This is a genomic window from Staphylococcus sp. FSL H8-0121, assembly GCF_038008425.1.
Taxonomy (GTDB): Bacteria; Bacillota; Bacilli; order Staphylococcales; family Staphylococcaceae; genus Staphylococcus; species Staphylococcus pasteuri.
The window spans coordinates 940,507-960,780 of the sequence record NZ_JBBOZB010000002.1 but is presented as its reverse complement, the minus strand read 5'-3'; the positions used below and the strand labels follow the sequence as shown (position 1 = coordinate 960,780).

General features: G+C 32.3%; 15 protein-coding genes and 1 tRNA gene. 5 read left to right on the top strand and 11 right to left on the bottom strand.

All coding sequences use genetic code 11. The features are described from left to right. Positions 1–24 precede the first annotated feature (24 nt). The 5 genes from treC to gltB all read right to left on the bottom strand — a co-directional run bounded on the left by treC (position 25) and on the right by gltB (position 9,607). Complete coding sequence (gene treC, locus LFT63_RS09965) at positions 25–1,662, bottom strand: alpha,alpha-phosphotrehalase (RefSeq protein ID WP_340768980.1); 1,638 nt, start codon at positions 1,660–1,662, stop codon at positions 25–27. 75 nt (positions 1,663–1,737) lie between these two features. Further along, a complete protein-coding gene (gene treP, locus LFT63_RS09960; RefSeq protein WP_029056561.1) occupies positions 1,738–3,174 on the bottom strand; it encodes a PTS system trehalose-specific EIIBC component in 1,437 nt (478 codons plus the stop codon). 311 nt (positions 3,175–3,485) lie between these two features. Further along, positions 3,486–3,578 (bottom strand) — tRNA-Ser (locus tag LFT63_RS09955). A gap of 53 nt (positions 3,579–3,631) precedes the next feature. After that, a complete protein-coding gene (locus LFT63_RS09950) occupies positions 3,632–5,095 on the bottom strand; it encodes a glutamate synthase subunit beta (protein ID WP_340768977.1) in 1,464 nt (487 codons plus the stop codon). Positions 5,096–5,110: 15 nt separating this feature from the next. Continuing rightward, positions 5,111–9,607: a glutamate synthase large subunit gene (gene gltB, locus LFT63_RS09945; RefSeq protein ID WP_340768976.1), complete on the bottom strand. Its 4,497-nt coding sequence runs from the start codon at positions 9,605–9,607 to the stop codon at positions 5,111–5,113. Positions 9,608–9,800: 193 nt separating this feature from the next. Here gltB and gltC point away from each other — a divergent pair, with 193 nt between their 5' ends. The 3 genes from gltC (at position 9,801) to LFT63_RS09930 (ending at position 12,700) form a co-directional block, all read left to right on the top strand. Next, complete coding sequence (gene gltC, locus LFT63_RS09940) at positions 9,801–10,676, top strand: glutamate biosynthesis transcriptional regulator GltC (protein ID WP_029056563.1); 876 nt, start codon at positions 9,801–9,803, stop codon at positions 10,674–10,676. A 141-nt stretch (positions 10,677–10,817) separates the two neighbouring features. Beyond that, positions 10,818–11,930 (top strand): YibE/F family protein, encoded by a 1,113-nt coding sequence (locus LFT63_RS09935; RefSeq protein WP_340768975.1) that lies wholly within the window; start codon positions 10,818–10,820, stop codon positions 11,928–11,930. Further along, positions 11,927–12,700 carry a YibE/F family protein gene (locus LFT63_RS09930; RefSeq protein ID WP_340768974.1) on the top strand — a complete coding sequence of 258 codons (774 nt, stop codon included), beginning with the start codon at positions 11,927–11,929 and terminating at the stop codon, positions 12,698–12,700. Before LFT63_RS09935 ends, LFT63_RS09930 begins: the two co-directional genes overlap by 4 nt. 58 nt (positions 12,701–12,758) lie before the next feature. Here the strand turns inward: LFT63_RS09930 and LFT63_RS09925 are convergent, their stop codons facing one another. Both LFT63_RS09925 and LFT63_RS09920 read right to left on the bottom strand, forming a co-directional pair. Beyond that, positions 12,759–13,223, bottom strand: a complete 465-nt coding sequence (locus LFT63_RS09925; RefSeq protein WP_017638311.1) for a GNAT family N-acetyltransferase — start codon at positions 13,221–13,223, stop codon at positions 12,759–12,761. Between the two features lie 12 nt (positions 13,224–13,235). Further along, positions 13,236–13,622 (bottom strand): NUDIX hydrolase, encoded by a 387-nt coding sequence (locus tag LFT63_RS09920; RefSeq protein WP_017638310.1) that lies wholly within the window; start codon positions 13,620–13,622, stop codon positions 13,236–13,238. A 164-nt stretch (positions 13,623–13,786) separates the two neighbouring features. On the opposite strand from LFT63_RS09920, the gene LFT63_RS09915 reads away from it, so the two are divergent. Next, positions 13,787–14,071 carry a hypothetical protein gene (locus LFT63_RS09915; protein WP_017638309.1) on the top strand — a complete coding sequence of 95 codons (285 nt, stop codon included), beginning with the start codon at positions 13,787–13,789 and terminating at the stop codon, positions 14,069–14,071. A 229-nt stretch (positions 14,072–14,300) separates the two neighbouring features. Continuing rightward, complete coding sequence (locus LFT63_RS09910; RefSeq protein ID WP_029056565.1) at positions 14,301–15,809, top strand: glycosyltransferase; 1,509 nt, start codon at positions 14,301–14,303, stop codon at positions 15,807–15,809. A gap of 185 nt (positions 15,810–15,994) precedes the next feature. Here the strand turns inward: LFT63_RS09910 and LFT63_RS09905 are convergent, their stop codons facing one another. The 4 genes from LFT63_RS09905 to LFT63_RS09890 all read right to left on the bottom strand — a co-directional run bounded on the left by LFT63_RS09905 (position 15,995) and on the right by LFT63_RS09890 (position 19,915). Beyond that, positions 15,995–16,999, bottom strand: coding sequence for a LysM peptidoglycan-binding domain-containing protein (locus LFT63_RS09905; protein WP_017638307.1), 1,005 nt, complete (start codon positions 16,997–16,999; stop codon positions 15,995–15,997). A gap of 348 nt (positions 17,000–17,347) precedes the next feature. Further along, positions 17,348–18,190, bottom strand: a complete 843-nt coding sequence (gene gmpC, locus LFT63_RS09900) for a dipeptide ABC transporter glycylmethionine-binding lipoprotein (protein ID WP_017638306.1) — start codon at positions 18,188–18,190, stop codon at positions 17,348–17,350. Between the two features lie 38 nt (positions 18,191–18,228). Then, positions 18,229–18,888, bottom strand: a complete 660-nt coding sequence (locus LFT63_RS09895) for a methionine ABC transporter permease (protein WP_029056567.1) — start codon at positions 18,886–18,888, stop codon at positions 18,229–18,231. Between the two features lie 4 nt (positions 18,889–18,892). Beyond that, on the bottom strand, positions 18,893–19,915 hold the full coding sequence (locus LFT63_RS09890) for a methionine ABC transporter ATP-binding protein (protein WP_017638304.1): 1,023 nt from the start codon (positions 19,913–19,915) through the stop codon (positions 18,893–18,895). Between the last annotated feature and the right edge of the window lie 359 nt (positions 19,916–20,274).

Below are 20,274 nucleotides of genomic sequence, written 5' to 3'. Positions count from 1 at the left end.
GGTGTATTCCTCTTTTAATCGTATTTACTTTGCTGTTTCTATAACAATCGCGCCAAATCCTGATATTTTATGCTGATTTACAGTTCCGTTTTGAATAATAGTATCGCCTGATATATCTAAATCATCAGGTAAAGTGACTTCATCTTTTGAGAAATTAGCTATAATTAACCAAGTTTGATGACGATAATGTCGACGATATACAAATAATTGATTGTGATCCATATACATCGGTTCTATATTACCATAAGTTAAAATATCATTTTGATGTCTTAAATTTATTAATGCTTTATAAGTATGCAGAACGGATTCGGAATCTTTCATTGCTTGTTCAACATTAATCTTTTGATAATTATCGGCAGTAGCAATCCATGACTCTCCTGAAGTAAAACCTGCATTTTCTGAATCATCCCATTGCATTGGTGTTCGAGAATTATCGCGTGATTTTTGGTCTAATATTTCTAGAATGTGTTGTTCTGAATAACCTTGGCTCTTCAAATAATGAAAAGCATTCAAAGATTCTATATCTCTATATTCCTCTATTGATTTAAAATGAGGATTTATCATACCTATCTCTTCACCTTGATAGATGTAAGGTGTACCTTGCAACATATGTAGTGCAATGGCTAAAGTTTTTGCACTTGCTTGACGTAACTCTTCTGAACTATCATCTCCAAAACGCGAAACAACACGTGGTTGATCGTGATTACACCAAAATATTGCGTTCCAACCTCCACCTTCGTAAATACCCAATTGCCAATTCATTAATATTTCTTTAAGCTGATGAAAATCCATTTTCCCTTTAGCCCATTTTTCTCCATCAGGATAGTCAACTTTCAAATGATGGAAATTGAATACGCTACTTAATTCTTGTCGATTAGGATTAGAGTATTTAACACAATGATCAATTGTTGTAGATGACATTTCACCTACAGTCATCATGTCTTTATTTCCAAATGTATTTTGATTTAACTCATGTAAAAATTTATGTACTCTTGGGCCATCTGTATAAAATTCTTTACCAATTTTTTTAGAATCTTTAAATTCACCTTTAGAAATAAGATTAATCACATCAAAACGGAATCCATCCACACCAAAGTCTATCCAATGATTTACAATTTTATATAGTGCTTGTCGTACGTCGAGATTATCCCAATTTAAATCAGCTTGCGTAACATCGAATAAATGTAAATAATATTCATCTGTTTGTTCATCATATTTCCAAGCATTCCCACCAAATTTAGATTCCCAATTGGTTGGAGGCCCCTCTTCTGATGATCTAAAGAAGTAATAATCACGGTATGGACTATCCTTAGATTTAATCGCTTCTTTAAACCATTGATGTTCAGTAGATGTATGATTGATGACGATATCCATCATTATTTTAATATTTCTTTGATGCGCCTCTTTTACTAAAAGTTTAAAGTCATCTAATGTACCAAAATTCTCATTAACCTTCAGATAATTACTTATATCATATCCGTTATCATTCATTGGTGATTCATAAATAGGTGTTAACCAAATATAATCAATTCCTAAAAATTGTAAGTAGTCGAGTTTTTCTATAATACCTTTGAGGTCACCTTCACCATTTCCCGTTGTATCATTAAATGACTTAGGATATATTTGATAAACTACTGACTTTCTCCAGTCTTGTTCTTTCATTGTAAAACCACCTTTTTGTACATTGTTTAATAATAAAAAGCGTTCAGAGGTTTGCTAAACATGAACGCTTTAATTTTATGAGTTAGATGTATCGACCATTTTTTTGGCTTTTTGATTACTAAATCTTGAAAATACTATCGTTAAAATTGCTGGGACAATCGTAGCCACTAATATAGCCGGGATATAAATCCACCAAAATTCATTTTTTATTGAAATAAATGCTGGCCAACCACCAACACCCACTTTACCTAATACTTTATTAGCACCAATGAATCCACCGAGTACACTTGATGTTAGAATTGCAGAGATAAATGGATATTTCAATGGTAAGTTCACACCAAATAATGCTGGTTCAGTAACTCCTAATACACCTGAAATACCTGAAGTAAATGCAAGTCCTTCTTCTTTAACCATCTTCTTACGTTTGTAGACAATCCATGCACCAAATGCTGCTGACCCTTGGCAAATATTAGAAATGGCTAAAATTGGCCATAAATATGTACCGCCTAAACTACTACCCATTAATTGGAAGTCAACAGCTAAGAACATGTGGTGCAGTCCTGTGATAACAAGTGGTGCGTATAATAAACCATATAAAGCACCACCTAACCAACCTGCATGTTCGAAAACATATGTTACTCCATTTGTAATTCCTGTACCTAATATTAAGGCAATTGGTCCGATAACAATAAATGCCAAGAAGCCTGTTATTAACAGTGCAACTGGACCGACAACTAGCATTTTAATGGAATCATGTACAACTTTATTAAGTACTTTTTCAATTTTTGCCAAAACATATGTAGCTAATAATACTGGTAAAACTTGTCCTTGATAATTCAATTGTTTAATTTCTAATCCAAATAAATTCCAAGTTGGTATATGTCCTTTACCGATATCGTATTGAGAGACAAGTTGTGGATTCATCAAAATAAGTCCCAATACTAAACCTAAAATCGGACTTCCTCCAAACACACGCATACTACTCCAACCAATTAACGCTGGTAAGAAAATGAAGGCTGTGTTAGCTATAACGTTAATCATATCTGAAATATCCGCAATTTGCGGGTACATTTCTATTAACTTTTTAGGACCAAAAAGACCTTCCATGGTTAAAATGTTATTAATCCCCATTAATAAACCTGCAGTTACAATCGCTGGCAAGATTGGTATAAATATATCCCCTAACAATTTAATCAATCTTTGTATAGGATTCCCCTTTTTCGCTGCAGCTTGTTTAGCGTCATCTTTAGATGCTTCTTCTGCTCCGGTTTCTGCTACAAATTGTTTATAGACTTCATCAACTGTCCCCGGACCAATAACAATTTGGTATTGATGATCTGCTTTGAATTGTCCTTTTACTAAAGGATTATCACTTAATGCATCTTTATCTACCTTGTTATCGTCTTTTAACACTAATCGTAACCTTGTCACGCAGTGTGTTGCAGTGTCTAGATTTTCTTTGCCCCCAATTGCATCTACAATGGCTTTTACATCTTTATTATTTACAGCCATAGCCGTCACTCCTTTGTTTTCTTATGCTGATTATAACTTGTCTAGACAAGTTATGTAAAGGCTTTCAGAAAAGTAGAGTTAATCGTTCAATGTTAAATTCACAAATACGCCATTATTAATATTGATTTAACAGTTAAGAACTAATTATGGACTGCGCAGATTAAAACCTGTATCTATCAAATGTGGACGGACATTACTAATGCATTAAAGATGAGGGTTTTTGACTCCAAAAACAAATAAAAAAGGCAAATACTCATTGATAAATGAATACTTGCCTTTTATATCTATTAGTCTTGGATTTAAAATTCTAATGGCGGAGGAAGAGGGATTCGAACCCCCGCGGCCCGTTAAGGCCCTGTCGGTTTTCAAGACCGATCCCTTCAGCCGAACTTGGGTATTCCTCCATTGAACACAATAAATATATTATAATAGCGTTCATTAAAAGTCAATTCTTTTTTTACACTAGAATTTTTTGATTTAAATAACTTTCAACTGCATCAGCCACTGCTCTACCTTCTTTAATAGCCCAAACAACAAGACTTTGACCTCTTCGAGCATCACCAGCAGCAAAAATTTTCGAATGATTCGTTCTAAAATCTCTATCATTAGCAATAATTTTATTTCTTTCAGTTTTAATACCAAATGATTGTGGAATTGTCGTTTCAGTACCTACAAAACCAATGGAAAGTAATACTAAATCAGCAGGCCAAAATTTTTCTGACCCTTCTCCCATTACAGTTCCATCTTCAGTTTCACTAATTACTTGTGTATAGAGTCCTCTAACATTACCAATATGATCCACATCATACCTCATCGTTTGTACACCATAAGCACGTGGTTCTTGACCAAAACGTGCTTCATATTCCTTATGAGCATAATCCATTTTAAATACTGGTAAGGCTAATGGCCATGACGTATTGGTTTCAAAAGTGATTTCTTCAGGTAATTTCGTATACTTATTAAACTGTACGACAGATTTGCAATTTTCACGTAATGCAGTAGCAACACAGTCTGCACCTGTATCACCTGCTCCGATAATGATGACATTTTTATCTTTAGCTGTTATTGTTACCTCGTCAATTTCACCATTTAAAAATTGAGTTTGTTCAGTTAAATAATCCATTGCAAAATGTATACCGTAACCCATACGTCCTTCTAAAGGTAAGTCTCTAGCATTTTGAGAACCAGTGCATAGAATTATTGCATCATACATCTTTTCTAGTTCTTCACGATTGATATCTACACCTATTTCTATACCTGTTTTGAATGTAATGCCAGCTTCTTCCATTAATTTGACACGACGTCTCACAACATCTTTATCTAACTTCATATTAGGAATACCATACATCAATAATCCACCCGGTTCTTTAACACGTTCGTATACTGTCACTTTATATCCTCGATGATTAAGTTCATCTGCTGCTGTCAAACCGGCCGGACCACTTCCAACAATTGCAATTGTTTCATTTCTATCCGCTTCAGGATATTTCGGTTTAACCCAGCCATTGTCATAAGCTTCATCAATAATAGTTCGTTCAATACCTTTAATCGCTACTGACTCTCTATTAATTTTCATCACACATGCATGTTCACATGGTGCTGGACATACACGCCCTGTAAATTCCGGAAAATTATTAGTTTCGCTAAGTCTTTCGTAGGCAGTTTTATAGTCACCACGATAAACAAGATCATTCCATTCAGGTATGTAATTACCAATTGGACATCCTATGGTTTCATTCCCATAGGATAATCCACTTTGACAAAATGGTGTACCACAATCCATACATCTTGCACCTTGAATTGAAGCATCATCTTTTGAAAATCGATTTTGAAATGCTTTGTGGTTTGAAAGACGATCAATCAAAGACAACTCTGATAATGCTTGTTTTTCATATTTCATAAACCCTTTAAACTCGCCCATGATAATCCCTCTTTCTTAATAAACTACTGCCGGTTTTAATTTTGTATCTATACTTGTTCTTTCATCATAAAATGCTGCTAACATTGCTTCGTCTTTTTGATTATGATGACGTAATTGAATATCAATTTTTTGCATCATTAATTTATAATCTTTAGGTATCACTTTTACGACTGATTCTGAAATTTGATCGAAGCGTTGTAGTAGTGTTTGTGCTTTTGAACTATGTGTATATTTCACATGAGCTTCTAGCATTGATTTAATAAATTGCTTTTCTTCTTCATATGTCACATCACTAAATTCCATAGTAGAAAGTGCATGCTTTTCTTTAAATTCATTAACATCACTTGGGAAGATGTAACTAACACCACCACTCATACCTTGACCAAAATTCTTTCCAACGTCACCAAGAATTAATACATGTCCCCCTGTCATATATTCAAGTCCATGGTCACCAATACCTTCAACTACTACATCGACACCACTATTTCTGATACAAAAACGTTCGCCAGCTTTACCATTAATGAAAGCTTTACCTTTCGACGCACCATAGAAACAAACATTTCCTGCAATAATTTCATTTTCACGTGATTGATTTGGCGCTTGAACTATCACCGTTCCTCCAGATAAACCTTTTCCAACATAGTCATTCGCATCACCATTATGATGTATGGTTAACCCTTTAGGTGCAAATGCTGCTAGACTTTGTCCAGCATGACCTTCCGTATGTACATATATTGTATCTTCAGGCAATCCTTTTTCCCCATATTGTTTAGCAATCGCACTACCAGTAATTACGCCAACATCACGTTGTACGTTCTTAACTGTATAACTTCCTGAAAATGCACGTCCTGCTTCTATACTTTGTATAGCATCAGGATATAAATAATTTAAATCAAAACCTTCATCTAAATGATGATCTTGAGCAATTTGTTTAGTATCTGGTCCTTCTACTATGCTTAGCAAACGCTCAATATCAATAGATGCAGCCTTAGTACCAGGTGTTATATGTGAGGCACGTTGTAATAAATCTGTACGTCCTATTAATTCTTCAACTGTTCTCAATCCTAAAGATGCAAGTATTTCTCTTAATTCTTCTGCAATAAAGTACATAAAATTAACTACGTGCTGTACTTTACCTTTGAATAACGCACGTAAATCTTTGTTTTGAGTAGCAACTCCCACTGGACATGTATCATTATGACAAACACGCATCATAATACATCCAAGTACAACTAACGGTGCTGTTGCAAATCCAAATTCTTCCGCTCCAAGCGCACATGCATACGCTACATCTTTACCAGTGAGTAATTTACCATCTGTTTCTAATTTCACCCTACTACGTAAATCGTTTAATTTTAATGTTTGATGGGTTTCGGCTAATCCGATTTCCCATGGCACCCCTGCATGTTGAATACTCGTTTTAGGGGATGCCCCTGTACCTCCGTCATAACCACTGATTACAATTTTGTCAGCAAAAGCTTTAGCTACACCTGAGGCAATTGTTCCTACACCTGTTTTCGAAACAAGCTTAACAGCGATATCCGCTTCTTTATTCGCATTTTTCAAATCATGAATCAATTGTGCTAAGTCTTCAATAGAATAAATATCATGGTGTGGTGGCGGTGAAATTAATCCTATACCTGGTGTAGATCCTCTTGTTTCGGCTATCCATGGATATACTTTAGATCCTGGTAATTGACCGCCTTCCCCTGGTTTAGCACCCTGTGCTACTTTGATTTGAATTTCTTTCGCATGTTGTAAATAATCACTTGTTACTCCAAATCTACCTGACGCTACTTGTTTGATAGCACTTATTTTACTACTACCGTCTTTTCGAGGTTGATAACGTAATGGATCTTCGCCACCCTCTCCACTATTACTCTTACCACCTAGATGGTTCATCGCTTGTGCTAATGTTTCATGTGCTTCTGCTGAAATAGAACCATAACTCATGGCACCAGTATTAAATCGTTTTACAATTTCAGAGGCTGGTTCCACTTTAGATATATCAATTGGTTTACAAGACTTAAATTCCAATAAATGACGTATAAAATCTTGTCTTTGATAGTTGACCGCATCTGAATACTGTTTGAATAACTTATAATCGTTATCACGACAAGCATGTTGTAATAGAAAAATAGTCTGTGGATTGAAGGCATGATGTTGACCTTGTTGTCTCCATTGGAATGTACTACCAGGTGCTAAATAATCTGAATGATGACTCTGTCTAGCTTTATTTTCATCATCAATTTGTTGAATACTAATACCAGAAATTTTAGATTGTGTACCTGTAAAATATTTATCAATAACATCTTGTGATATACCAACAGCTTCAAAAATTTGTGCCCCTTGATAACTTTGAACTGTTGAAATACCCATTTTGGCCATTACTTTGATTACACCTTCTGATAAAACATCGGTATAAGTTTTAACATTAGCTGCAACCGTTCCTGATAATTGATTATTAATGGTTAATTGTTCTACTGTTTGTTGTGCTAAATAAGGTACAACTGCATTAGCTCCATAACCTAATAAACATGCTACATGATGTACTTCGCGTGTTTCTCCTGATTTTGCAACTATGCTTGTTTCCATTCTTAGTCCTTCACGTATTAAACATTGATGAACATGACTTACTGCTAATAACATTGGCATTGCAAATCCTTCATTAGACTCTAATAAACTATCATCTAATACAATAATTCCTGCACCATCTTTAACATGTTGTATAACCGTTTCTGCCAACAAATCAAGACTATGTTCTAAATTATCTTGATAAATTGTCGATACATATGTTGTTTTAAATTTCTTTACATCGATAACTTCTAACTGTGCTTCTGTCATTACAGGCCTTTTAAGTTGAACGCGATGTAGTACAGTTTGATCTGGTCTTAATAGGTTACCTTCTCCACCTAGATAAGATAGCTCACTTGTAACAATTTTCTCTCTATATGCATCAATAGGTGGATTAGTCACTTGTGCAAATAATTGTTTAAAATAATTAAATAGGGTTTCAGGTCTATCGTTCAAGACTGCGATAGGTGAATCATAGCCCATCGCCCCTATCGGATCTTTCTTTTGAGTTACTAAATCAACGATATATTTATTGATTTCTTCTTTCGTATAAGCGAATTGATTTTGCAATTTTAACAACGTCTTTGAATCTAAAAGACTTGAACGGTATTCAGTATTCTCAATATTAGCGTCATATTTGTCCGTATGTATCCATTTCGAATAAGGATGTTCGCTTGCAATTTCTGATTTCAAATCATTATTTTCAACTACTTTATTCTGTTTAAAATCAACTAATAATAACTTACCAGGGTTCAATTGTCCTTTAAATGCTACTTCAGATTCAGGTACATCTATAACTCCCACTTCAGATGAGAATACAATGTAATTATCTTTTGTAATCGTGTATCTACCTGGACGTAAACCATTTCGGTCTGTTAAAGCGCCAATTTTATCCCCATTACAAAATGAAATCATAGTCGGCCCATCCCATGGTTCCATTAAATAACTATAAAATTCATAAAATGCACGTACTTCTTTGTCGTTAGATTTGTTGTAAAGCCACGGTTCTGGAATTAATAACATCGCTGCTTTTTCCGGTTCCATTGCTAAAGATAAAAATTCCAATGCATTATCTACAATTGAAGAATCACTACCATCTTCATCGACAATACGGTGTATTTTATGTTGGTCTTCACCAAATAATGTACGAACTAATTTATTTTGACGTGCACGCATCCAATTCACGTTACCTTTTATGGTATTAATTTCTCCATTATGCATGAGGAGCCTATTTGGATGTGCTCGTTTCCAACTCGGAAATGTATTCGTACTAAATCTTGAATGAACAAGTCCAAGTTTAGATTGATAAGATTCATGCGTTAAATCTAGATATAAAGATTTAATTTGGTCCGAACGCAGCCAACCTTTATAAACAATCGTCTTATGGGACAAACTTGTAAAATATAGTTCCAAGTCTTCGTTTTCAGCGTAAAATTCAATTTGCTTTCTAGCTAAGTAAAGTTGTTTTTCTATATGATTAACGTGTCTAATATCAACAAATACTTGTTGAATATAAGGCATTGTATCCGCAACATGTTGTGCTACTGCTTCTTTATTGACCGGCACATCCCGGTATCCAATAATTTTTAGTCCTTCATTTTCGAAATATTGATTCAATACCGCTTCATTATTGCTTCCTATCACTCTCTCTTTTGAGAAAAACATGCCAACAGCATACTCGCCTTCATCTGGAAGCTCTAGATCAGAGAAATGTTCAAAGAATTCAAAAGGAATTTCTGTCATGATCCCCGCACCATCACCAGTCATTCCATCAGCGCCAACACCGCCTCGATGATCTAATCTACACAACATTTCCAATGATTTTCCAATAACATCGTGAGTTCTAATATTATTCATATTAGCGTAAAAACCAATACCACAAGCATCATGTTCCTCACGATAGTCGTATAATCCCTTTTTTAGCCTCTCATTATACATGATGCACACTCCCTTTTAGAATTTTCTGACAATTGATACATGATAATAAATAATATAATGTAATTTTTTCATCTGTTCAATATATAAATTAGATAATATTTATCTAAAAAAGAGAATGATTTGTGTATAAACTGTTATAATAAGTGTTAAATGTAATCAAGAAGCATGGATTGTTAAAGCGAGGGGTTTAATCATGGAAATAAAACAACTTAAATATTTTGTAGAAGTCGCTCGACGCGAACATATTTCAGAAGCTGCACTAGAATTAAACATTGCTCAATCAGCTATAAGCCGCCAAATAACCCAATTAGAAAAGGAACTACACGTCTCTTTATTTAAAAGAAGAGGTCGAAATATTTTATTAACAACTGAGGGCAAACAATTACTAGAAGAGGCAACTAAAATTTTGGATCAGTTTGATAAAACTGTTCAATTATTTCAGCATCAAAATATATTGAGTAATCAAAGTATTTATTTATCCTATAGTGAAAGTGACGTTTCCAATATACTAGGACGACTTGTCCAAACATTTGAACAGCAAACAGAAAGTCTTATTTTTCCAGACTTAAGTGAGGATGAAACTATTTTAGAAGGTGTTTTAGCAGGGGAAATAGATATTGGTATTGTTGAATTAACCGATCAAATCAAGCATCATACAAACCTAATTATGACGCCTTTATTTGAAGAACACTATCACTTATATTCAAATAAAAACAATTCAATTACGTTCACGTTACAACCACAATTGCAACAATTACAACAAGAAAATGTATACTGTCTAACAGCATTACCAGAGTCTATTAAAGCTAAATTGTCATCTTCAATCCGTACGATTACAGATATACAATTAGCACAATATCTTTTAAAGAATGAAAGAGGTGTAGTTATTACCCCCCAAACGATTTCATTAGATAAACAGTCAAACCAATGGACTAAGGTATCACTTAGTCATACGGAATTAAAGCGTACAATTTGCGTTATTGCTAAAAAGGAAAATCTCAAACCAGATTTACCAATAGCATTACAAACAATAAAAACCTTATTCAACAAAACATCTACATATCATTAAATATGAAATCATCAAATGAACTAATTTAAATAGACAACTTTTATAGACTTAAAAATTAAAGGCTACGTTAATTTTTGAAATATAAATTAAATAATCGTATAATCATTCTATTATTTCAACTGTAGAATTGAGGGTTATTGAATGCAATTCCATGCCTTTTTCAAAAATAAATTTTATTGGATCGTTATGATATTCATCTTCCTTTTTATAGGATTATTTATCTTTACGTTATTTAACGAAAAGTTCTATCAAATGCCTATAGGTAAAGTTACAAATGTCCAAAGAATCAATACACAACATGTGACTGACGAACAGCATAACAAAGATATCAAATATAAAGATCGACTTACTATCCAAATTTTGAATGGTAAATTTGAAGGCGCTAAATCAACGATTACTAACGACTATGTTAAGTCACAGGCTGATTCAGAACGTTTTTCTAAAAACGATAAAGTTTTATTACATATCTCTAAAAAACCGAATGATGCTTATATTATTGAAAAAAAGCGTGATAGTCTTGTCGTCCTTATAACCGGTATTTTCCTTATTACTATACTATTAGTAGGTAGACAAGTTGGCTTGCAATCCATTCTGTCACTCATATTAAATTCAATAGCAGTATTAGGAGCCATATACATTCATAATCAAATAGGTAGCACTAGTCTATTCTTATTAATGGTAATAGCTATGATTGTATCGACAACGCTCACTCTATTACTCGTTATTGGATGGCGAATGCGTACACTTATCACTATTATCTCAACATTAGCCGGAACCTTCCTTTGTATAGGTATTGCTGAGCTAGTCATTCGTATGACACATGGCAACGGTATTAAATATGAAACGATGAGTTTCCTAACATTACCACCTAAAGATGTATTTTTAGCTTCTGTGTTAATTGGTTCACTAGGAGCTGTGATGGATGTTGCTATCACTATTGCTAGTGGTATGAATGAAATACTCCAACGCACACCACAAATTAGTATGAAAAGATGGGCTCTTGCTGGAAGAAACATTGGGCAAGATATTATGGGAACAATGACAAATATTTTATTATTTTCCTATTTAGCTGGTAGTTTGCCTATGTTCCTTATTTATTTAAAAAATGCTAATACCATTACTTATACTATTTCTATGAATTGGTCATTAGAAGTTGCCCGCGCTCTAATAGGTGGTATTGGTATTGTCTTAACGATTCCAATTACGATTGCTCTAATGGAATTATGGTTTAAAGTAAGGGGGCATCAACGATGAGTGCTATTACTATATTAGGTCTCTTATTATTAATATTAATGATTATTTTTGGTGGTAAAAAAGGATTAATATCATTTGCTACATTATTCTTAAACTTTATTGTACTCATTATTAGCATCTTAATGATTATCTTTGGAGTCCCTATCTATCTCACGACAATTATATTTTGTATCGTTGTATCTGCATGTAATTTATTCATCTTAAACGGTTACGACGTTAAAACACAAGCCGCCTTTATAGGCACACTTGTAACGACAGTAATTTTAATTTTAGCCATATACATCTCAGTAAATGTTGGTCATTTACAAGGTTTCGCTACAGAACAACAAGACGAAACATATGTATACTCAATGAACATTGGCATCAACATGGTCCAATTCATGATATTTACTATCGTTTTAGCAGTGATAGCTGCAGTGATCGACCTAGCCATAACCATTAGTTCACCTATGTACGAACTCAATGAGACGAACCCAAATTTAAGTCAACATCAATTATTCCAATCAGGGATGCGTGTAGGTAGAGAAATTTTAGCCACATCTGCAAACACAATATACTTGGCCTATTTTGGCGGTCAGTTGACTTTGTTTTTCTGGTTCTTCAAACTCAATTATTCATTCGGTCATATCATTAATTCAAAAATATTTGCACAAGAATTTATCTCAATCCTATTCGGTGGTATCGCTGTTGCTATAAGTATCCCTATCACCGCATGGATAACTGCATTTTTAATTAAAAGAAAAATAAATCAGCCAAATACAAAACAATAAAACAAAGCAGAACGTAGGAATGAAACATGCTTCATCATTCTTATCTACGTTCTGCTTTTTAAATTGTATGTGACATAACATAAACAGGTTTACCTATCATTGTAGATTTACCTGTATGTCGATAGCCAGCTTGTTCATATATATATTTTGCTTTTGGATTATCAGTATTTACAACTAAAACAATTTCATTAATATGCGGATATACTTCTTTAATGTACTGATCAAGTTGTTGTATTACATATTTACCAATGCCTTTACCACGATAACGAGAATCTACAACAAATGATCTAAAGAAAATGGCATTAGGATTAGATGAATACGATTCTGGGCCATCACCTTCATGTAAAGTAAAGAAAGCCAAACATTGCTGACCTTCCATCACTAGAGTAGGATGTCTATTTTCATTTTTCCTTGCAGATGCTAAGTTTTCTAATGGCGGTTTAGCAAATCGTAAATCTTCTTCTAATAGTTCTATTGATTTTACTGCATCATAATATTTAGTTTCATATTTCAATATATTCATAGTCTCACCTATTTACTCTGTAGACATTTCATTAATCCATTTTAAAACGGCAGGTGCAATCATATCAACATCATCTTTATCAAACCACTTAATATCAGTAATCTCATTATCTGTATGTATATTATCCCAATTGATTGTTGTTGTAGCACGATATCCGTTTAGTTCTGTAAGCATATTTTCCTGAGGATACGCCTTTCCTACTACTGTACCTATATATGATAACTCAGTTTCTGAAAGGTGAAGATTCAATTCTTCTTTAAGTTCTCTGATTAGTGCTTCTAATTGTGTTTCTCCTTCATCAATTTTACCACCCGGGAAATAATATTTTTCACGATGACGCACTTGTACAAGTAAAATTTTGTCTTTGGTTTCTTCAACTAAACAAACACACTTAATCATGTCATTAACTCCCTTATCAAATATTTTAAAATTCAAAATATATTTAGTATTATGTTATCATAATTCCCCTAAAGGTTTGTTTCATCATTTTATAATTTTTAGTGTATAATTAATAAAATATGGGTAATCAGTATAATCAAAAGTTTTACATTGGAGGGAAAATCATGGCAACAAAATCAAGTACAACACGTTTATCAAATTTATTTGGAATCGCAGGCTTTATTGTTGATGGATATAATGGTATTAGATATGATGCAAAAAATAAACAACTTGTTTATTTATCATTAGGTTTAAGTGCATTAGGAACAATAATAGACTTCTATGTATCAATTAAATCTGCTAGTAAATTCCGTAAATTAAACGCTTTAGTATCTTTTGCAATTAATGGTACTCGTTTATTTACTAGCTTTAGAAAAGTTAAAAACGAATACTCAGATGATTTCAAATAAGCACAAATAAAATTTTTAGTAGCCTAGGACATCGAAGTCTTAGGCTATATTCATTCATATCAACCAATTAATATCTTTCTTCTTTTTACATTTTACTTCAAACAACTATTTATCAAAATATTTGTAATTTTCATTAAAAAATCTTACTATGACAATAATTCAAAATTGAATAATGTTGAATTTATCATTTTATAATAATCTATGGATACTACCGAAAGGAGCTTGCAACATGATTTATACAGTCACGTCCACTTTACCTCCCTCACACGGTGGTAGAACACAAGCCTTATTAAGAAGAATAAAGTTAATCGATGAAGAATTTAATGTACCGACTAAAATTTTGACGACGAATTATAATAGAAACTACCCCAATATTTATAAAAAATTTTTAGAAGATCATAAAGTTACAGATAATATAGAATTTGAAAATATTTATGAATGGTTAACAAATTTCAAAATTTATGATGTTCCAAAGACCAAAATTTTAAAGAAACCAAAATATAACAAAGTATCAAAACGTATTTCTGGTCTTAAAGCTGAAAAAAATCCTCAAAATCATGAAATTAAATATTATGACAAAAATCATCAATTAGTACGTTTTAGAAAATATTTTTCTAACAACTCAATATTACATTACGAAGATGTTATCTCTCCAGAAACAGGTATGAAAACAATGCGTCATGAATACAACTCTTATGGTTATTTACATAGAGTACTTCACTATTTTGACGGTTCAAAAAAGAAAAGCCAGGAAATGATGTTTTACCCTGACGGTGAAATGTACTGTGAACGTCATTTTAAAGATAATGATAAAAATAGTGTGAATCTTGTTAAATTACTTAAAAACGGAGAAGTCTATGAAACTTTCTCTGACGACAAAGCTTTTGCAAAATACTATTTTGAACATAAATTCAATGATGATGATATCGTATTCTGCGATGCTAGACTTTTAGACGATCCGCTACTCTCCCAATCACATCAAACACGAAACATATTAGTTCTGCATAGTTCACACTTATCTGGTGAAAAAATTAAAAAATCATTTAAATACGCCTTTGAACATAAAGAAAATGTAGAAAAATTTATCGTTTTGACTCAGCAGCAAAAAGAAGATATTCAACAAATGTACGATATTGCAGATAACCAATTTACACTTATACCACATTTTATTGAGGATACTACAGCTAAAGAGCCAACTAAAGACGATGAAAAAGAAGACCGCTTCGTGTTTATAGGTAGATTCAGTAAAGAAAAACAATTAGATCACTTACTCAAAGCTTATAATGAATTTCTTAAAAGTGGTCATCAGACCAAATTGGCGCTTTTCGGTAGAGATGTGGATAATCAAAGAGCAATGATGGATGATTTAATTGAAACATATCAGTTAAATGACAAAGTGAGTATTCACAAATATACATCGAATCCATTAGCAGAATTCAAAAAATCTAAAGCATCTCTCTTAACAAGTAGCTATGAAGGATTTGGTTTAACGATTATGGAAAGTATTTCAATGGGTTGTCCAGTTGTTTCGTACGATGTTAGATACGGTCCGAATGAAATTATTGACCATGGTCAAAACGGTTACTTAGTAGAAGCCAACAATATTAATCAGTTGGCTGAATATATGACTCAAATTATCGAACATCCATTAACAAATGTTAAAAATAATGAAAAACTTTATTATTCATCAGCAGTAAATAACTATAAGCAATTGCTTGAACATTTAAATGTAATTTAATGCTAAACATCCATCTTACCTATTCAAAGGTGAGGTGGATGTTTTATTTGTGAATAATATAATTGATTGAATTCTCTACAATAGTCATTACTTCTAATTTCACGTATCCAATTTATATGAATAAAAAATAAAACTACTGAAAAAGTTAATTAACTTAATCAGTAGTCCATTGTTATATCTATTTATTAGTGAATGTATCGATATGAGCTTACTTGATATGATGGAATTGTTCTATATGTTACAATTCCAGGTTTAGCAGCCCAATTCATTTCTGAAATTAAAATACTACCATCACTGTTAACACGTTCTACAAATGCTACATGACCATAATATCCTGCATCACTTTGTGCGATTGAACCAACAGTTGGTTTACCATCAATTGTGTAACCATCAGCTGCTGCTGCGTTATCCCAATTGTTAGCGTTCCACCAATATGTACTAATACCTTTACCGATTTGAGCACGACGGTTAAATACATGATAAGTACATTGTCCCCATGTATATAAGTTTTGATGATTGAAAACAGGTGTTTTATAACCATTATTACTTGCACTTGCATTACTAGAACCAGTGTTAGATGCAGTAGCACTTCCTGTTACTTTTAACTTTTGTCCAGGGTAAATAAAGAAGTTAGACATCCCATTTAAACTCATAATTTTTTGATAAGATGTGTTATATTTAGCCGCAATTGAAGATAATGAATCTCCTGCTTTAACTGTATACGTTGATGAACTACCACTTGTAGTTGTTGAGCTACTTGGCTTACTTGTACTAGTAGCTTTTCCTGATACTTTTAATTTTTGTCCAGGATGAATAGTAAAGCTATTCAAACCATTCAATTTCATTATGTTTTGATAGCTCGTTCCATACTTAGAAGCAATTGAAGATAATGTATCTCCTGCTTTAACTGTATAAGTAGATGAACTACTTGTTGAAGTTGAATTACTTGGTTTGCTCGTACTACTAGTTGATCCCGATAATTTTAAAACTTGATTTGGAAATATTATATTAGATGTCATTCCATTTAATGATTTTAATTTCGAAACGGAAACACCATATTTATTCGATATAGACCAGAGTGACTCTCCACTTTTAACTTTATGTGTCGTTGTTGCTGCATCGGCTTGCGTTGCTGCAATAGCGCTTACTGCACTAGTTCCAACGATTGCAGCAATAATTTTTTTATTCAATTACTTATTCCTCCTAAAATACTCTATTTATATCTCGGATTATTTATACAATATCTATTATACTTGTTTTATATGTATATGATATTTGTATTTCATGACATTATGATTACAAATATAATAATATTATCAAATTGATTCTTACATAAAATACATTTCTACTATATAAATTGCACATTTCCTCTTTACACTTTAAAGTTACAAATTACATTTTATTTTTCATAATGTTACTTTTAAAATTATTTGCTTTCATAAAATAAACATCGAGAAAGTAAGGCAAATACATTTTTGTTATAGTTTCTAACAATTTGAAAATGTATACTTCTTACTATCTCGATGTAAGACTAATCATTATTCTTTTAGTTCTTTTTCAATATCTTTAATTTCTTTTTGAGATAAATCTACAGGTTTTTCGCCATCTTTAGTATCTTCTTTCAATGCTTTTTGAGCTTCTTTTGAATGATATAACTTAACTATTTTTTTGTAAGTTTTATTATCTATGTCTTTTGAATTAACTGCAATAATATTAATGTACGGTTGTACTGCATCAGAATTCTGATCTTCTAAATAAATTGGATCTTTCTTTGGATTCTTTCCTGCTTTTGTCGCCACACCGTTATTAATAACTGATATATCTACATCTGATAATGCGCGTGCAGTTTGCTGTGCATCGACTGCTTTAATTTTTAAATTTTTAGGGTTATCAACTATATCTTTTGTAGTGCCATTTAAACCAAAATCCTTTTTCAATTTAATTAAGCCTGCTGATTCTAATAATTTAAGTGCACGTGCTTGGTTTGATACGTCATTTGGTATAACTACTTGAGCTCCTTTTTTCACATCTTTTATATCTTTTATCTTATCTGAATAAATACCTAAAGGTGCTAATACCGTTGTACTCATTGCTGAGATTTTGGCATCTTTATGTGCTTTCTTATATTGGTCTAAAAACGCAAAATGTTGAAAGGCATTCATATCGATGTCTCCATCACTTAATGCTTTATTCGGAACATTATAATCAGAAAAATGCTTGATTTGTACATCGATACCATCTTTTTTAGCTAGTTCTTTCACTTTTTCCCATGCTTTAGTGTCATTAGATGCTACACCAACTGTAACTTGTTTGTCGTTCTTCCCACCACAAGCAGATAATACTAATACCGCTAAAATAATTACTCCTAAAATTTTCTTCATATTGTTTACGCCTCCTATATCATGGAAATAAATAGATTTTAATTTCTTCTAATTTTACGTGAAATAAAATTACCGAGTGATTGAATAATTTGTACAATTATAATTAATACAACTACAGTTATGACGATGACGATTGTATCGAAACGTTGGTAACCATATACAAGTGCTAAATCACCTATACCTCCGCCACCAACAGCTCCAGCCATTGCTGTGCTTCCTATTAAGCCTATAATGGCAGTTGTAATTGCTAAAATAAGTGATCCTAATGCTTCTGGAAGTAGGAAATAACGGATAATTTGTATAGGAGACGCTCCCATTGCTTTTGCGGCCTCTATGATACCATCATCCACTTCTAATAATGAGTTTTCTACAAGTCTTGCAATATAAGGTGCAACATACACTGTTAAAGGAACAATTGCAGCAGTCGTACCTATAGAAGTGCCTACCAACATTTTGGTGAACGGTATAATTGCAATTAGTAAAATAATAAAAGGTATAGATCTTAATATATTTATGATGGGGTTAAGTATTTGATGTAAAATCGTATTGGGCCAAATCCCATTTTTTCTAGTAATAACTAGCAATACACCTAATGGTATGCCGATTAATGCGCCAATTACCAATGCTACTGTAACCATATAAAGTGTTTCATATAGTGCTTGCATTAATTGTGATGAATCTAAACTAGAACCAAACATTTATCTAAACCTCCTCATAATGTATTTTGTTATTTTCAAAAAATGAATTAAGATTAAATTTCTTGTAATTTTCATCTTTTTTGATACGAATCCACATATAGCAAACCGTATCTCCTTGTATTTCAGACATAGATGAAAACAAGACATTCACATTTAAATGATAGTTGTTTATCATTTCATTTAATAAAGGATATTCAATTTGTTCTTGATCAATAAATAATTTTAAATCAATATCACTTTCATTTTTATAACGATTAAAAGAATCTATGAGTGATTTAGAAGGTTCCATATTGACTACAGTAGTTACAAAGTTATGAGCGGTCTTGGTTTTAGGATTGCTAAATACTTCTTTAACGTCACCTATCTCAACTACTTCACCATTTTCCATAACTGCTACTCTATTACAAATTTTTTGTATAACACTCATATCATGTGTGATCATCATCACTGTTACGCCAAATGTTTTATTTACATTACTCAATAAGTTTAATATTGAATTGGTTGTAGCAGGATCAAGCGCACTTGTTGCTTCATCACATAACAACACTTTAGGATTAGTTATTAGGGCACGAGCAATGGCAACTCTTTGTTTCTGTCCACCCGATAATTCATCAGGAAATTGATTCTTTTTATCACTTAAACCAACAAATTTTAATATGGAATCCACTCTTTCTTGGATTTCTTTTTTATCTTTTCCGCTTAAAATTAAGGGCATTGCTACATTTTTAAAGACTGTTTTAGAATTCAATAAATTAAAATGTTGGAATATCATACCGATATCTTTTTTAACTTTACGTAATTCTCTTTCCTTATATGTATTAATTTCATGTCCATCAACTATTACTTGTCCATCAGTAGCATGTTCTAATTGATTCACCAATCTAACTAAGGTACTTTTACCTGCGCCACTATACCCTATGACACCGAAAATATCATATTGATTAATCGTGAATGATATATTTTTCAATGCATGTATCTTTTCTTTCTTTTTATGAAATACTTTATTTACATTGTTAAATTCAATCAATCATAACCCTCCTCCTGTTTTAATCCCGATAATTATTATCTGAATATTTGCATTATATTGTAAGGGTGTGATCTAGTCAACACCATTTTCTGATTTTTCTAAAAATATCAATTATTTTAACTTCTTTGTTTTAGATATTCCTTAATATTTAACAGATTTCAACAACAACCCCATTTCATCTATACCGATTATCTATCAATTATTAACATTAATTATAATTCTTACTTTACTTATATAGTTTATGGGTGTATAGTTAATCTAACGTAATAAAAGGTCGTGAATTTGATTGAAGTTTATTTGTTTAGAATATACTCCTTTTGATTAATGAAATTTGTTACAAATATTTAGTGAAAAAGCAC

Bases quoted from the DNA above. Each gene is read 5' to 3' on its own strand.
- LFT63_RS09895 (WP_029056567.1), bottom strand. From the start codon at position 18,888: ATGTTTGGTTCTAGTTTAGATTCATCACAATTAATGCAAGCACTATAT.
- treC (WP_340768980.1), bottom strand. From the start codon at position 1,662: ATGAAAGAACAAGACTGGAGAAAGTCAGTAGTTTATCAAATATATCCT.
- LFT63_RS09935 (WP_340768975.1), top strand. From the start codon at position 10,818: ATGCAATTCCATGCCTTTTTCAAAAATAAATTTTATTGGATCGTTATG.
- LFT63_RS09925 (WP_017638311.1), bottom strand. From the start codon at position 13,223: ATGAATATATTGAAATATGAAACTAAATATTATGATGCAGTAAAATCA.
- LFT63_RS09910 (WP_029056565.1), top strand. From the start codon at position 14,301: ATGATTTATACAGTCACGTCCACTTTACCTCCCTCACACGGTGGTAGA.
- LFT63_RS09950 (WP_340768977.1), bottom strand. From the start codon at position 5,095: ATGGGCGAGTTTAAAGGGTTTATGAAATATGAAAAACAAGCATTATCA.
- gltC (WP_029056563.1), top strand. From the start codon at position 9,801: ATGGAAATAAAACAACTTAAATATTTTGTAGAAGTCGCTCGACGCGAA.
- gmpC (WP_017638306.1), bottom strand. From the start codon at position 18,190: ATGAAGAAAATTTTAGGAGTAATTATTTTAGCGGTATTAGTATTATCT.
- treP (WP_029056561.1), bottom strand. From the start codon at position 3,174: ATGGCTGTAAATAATAAAGATGTAAAAGCCATTGTAGATGCAATTGGG.
- LFT63_RS09915 (WP_017638309.1), top strand. From the start codon at position 13,787: ATGGCAACAAAATCAAGTACAACACGTTTATCAAATTTATTTGGAATC.
- gltB (WP_340768976.1), bottom strand. From the start codon at position 9,607: ATGTATAATGAGAGGCTAAAAAAGGGATTATACGACTATCGTGAGGAA.
- LFT63_RS09920 (WP_017638310.1), bottom strand. From the start codon at position 13,622: ATGATTAAGTGTGTTTGTTTAGTTGAAGAAACCAAAGACAAAATTTTA.
- LFT63_RS09930 (WP_340768974.1), top strand. From the start codon at position 11,927: ATGAGTGCTATTACTATATTAGGTCTCTTATTATTAATATTAATGATT.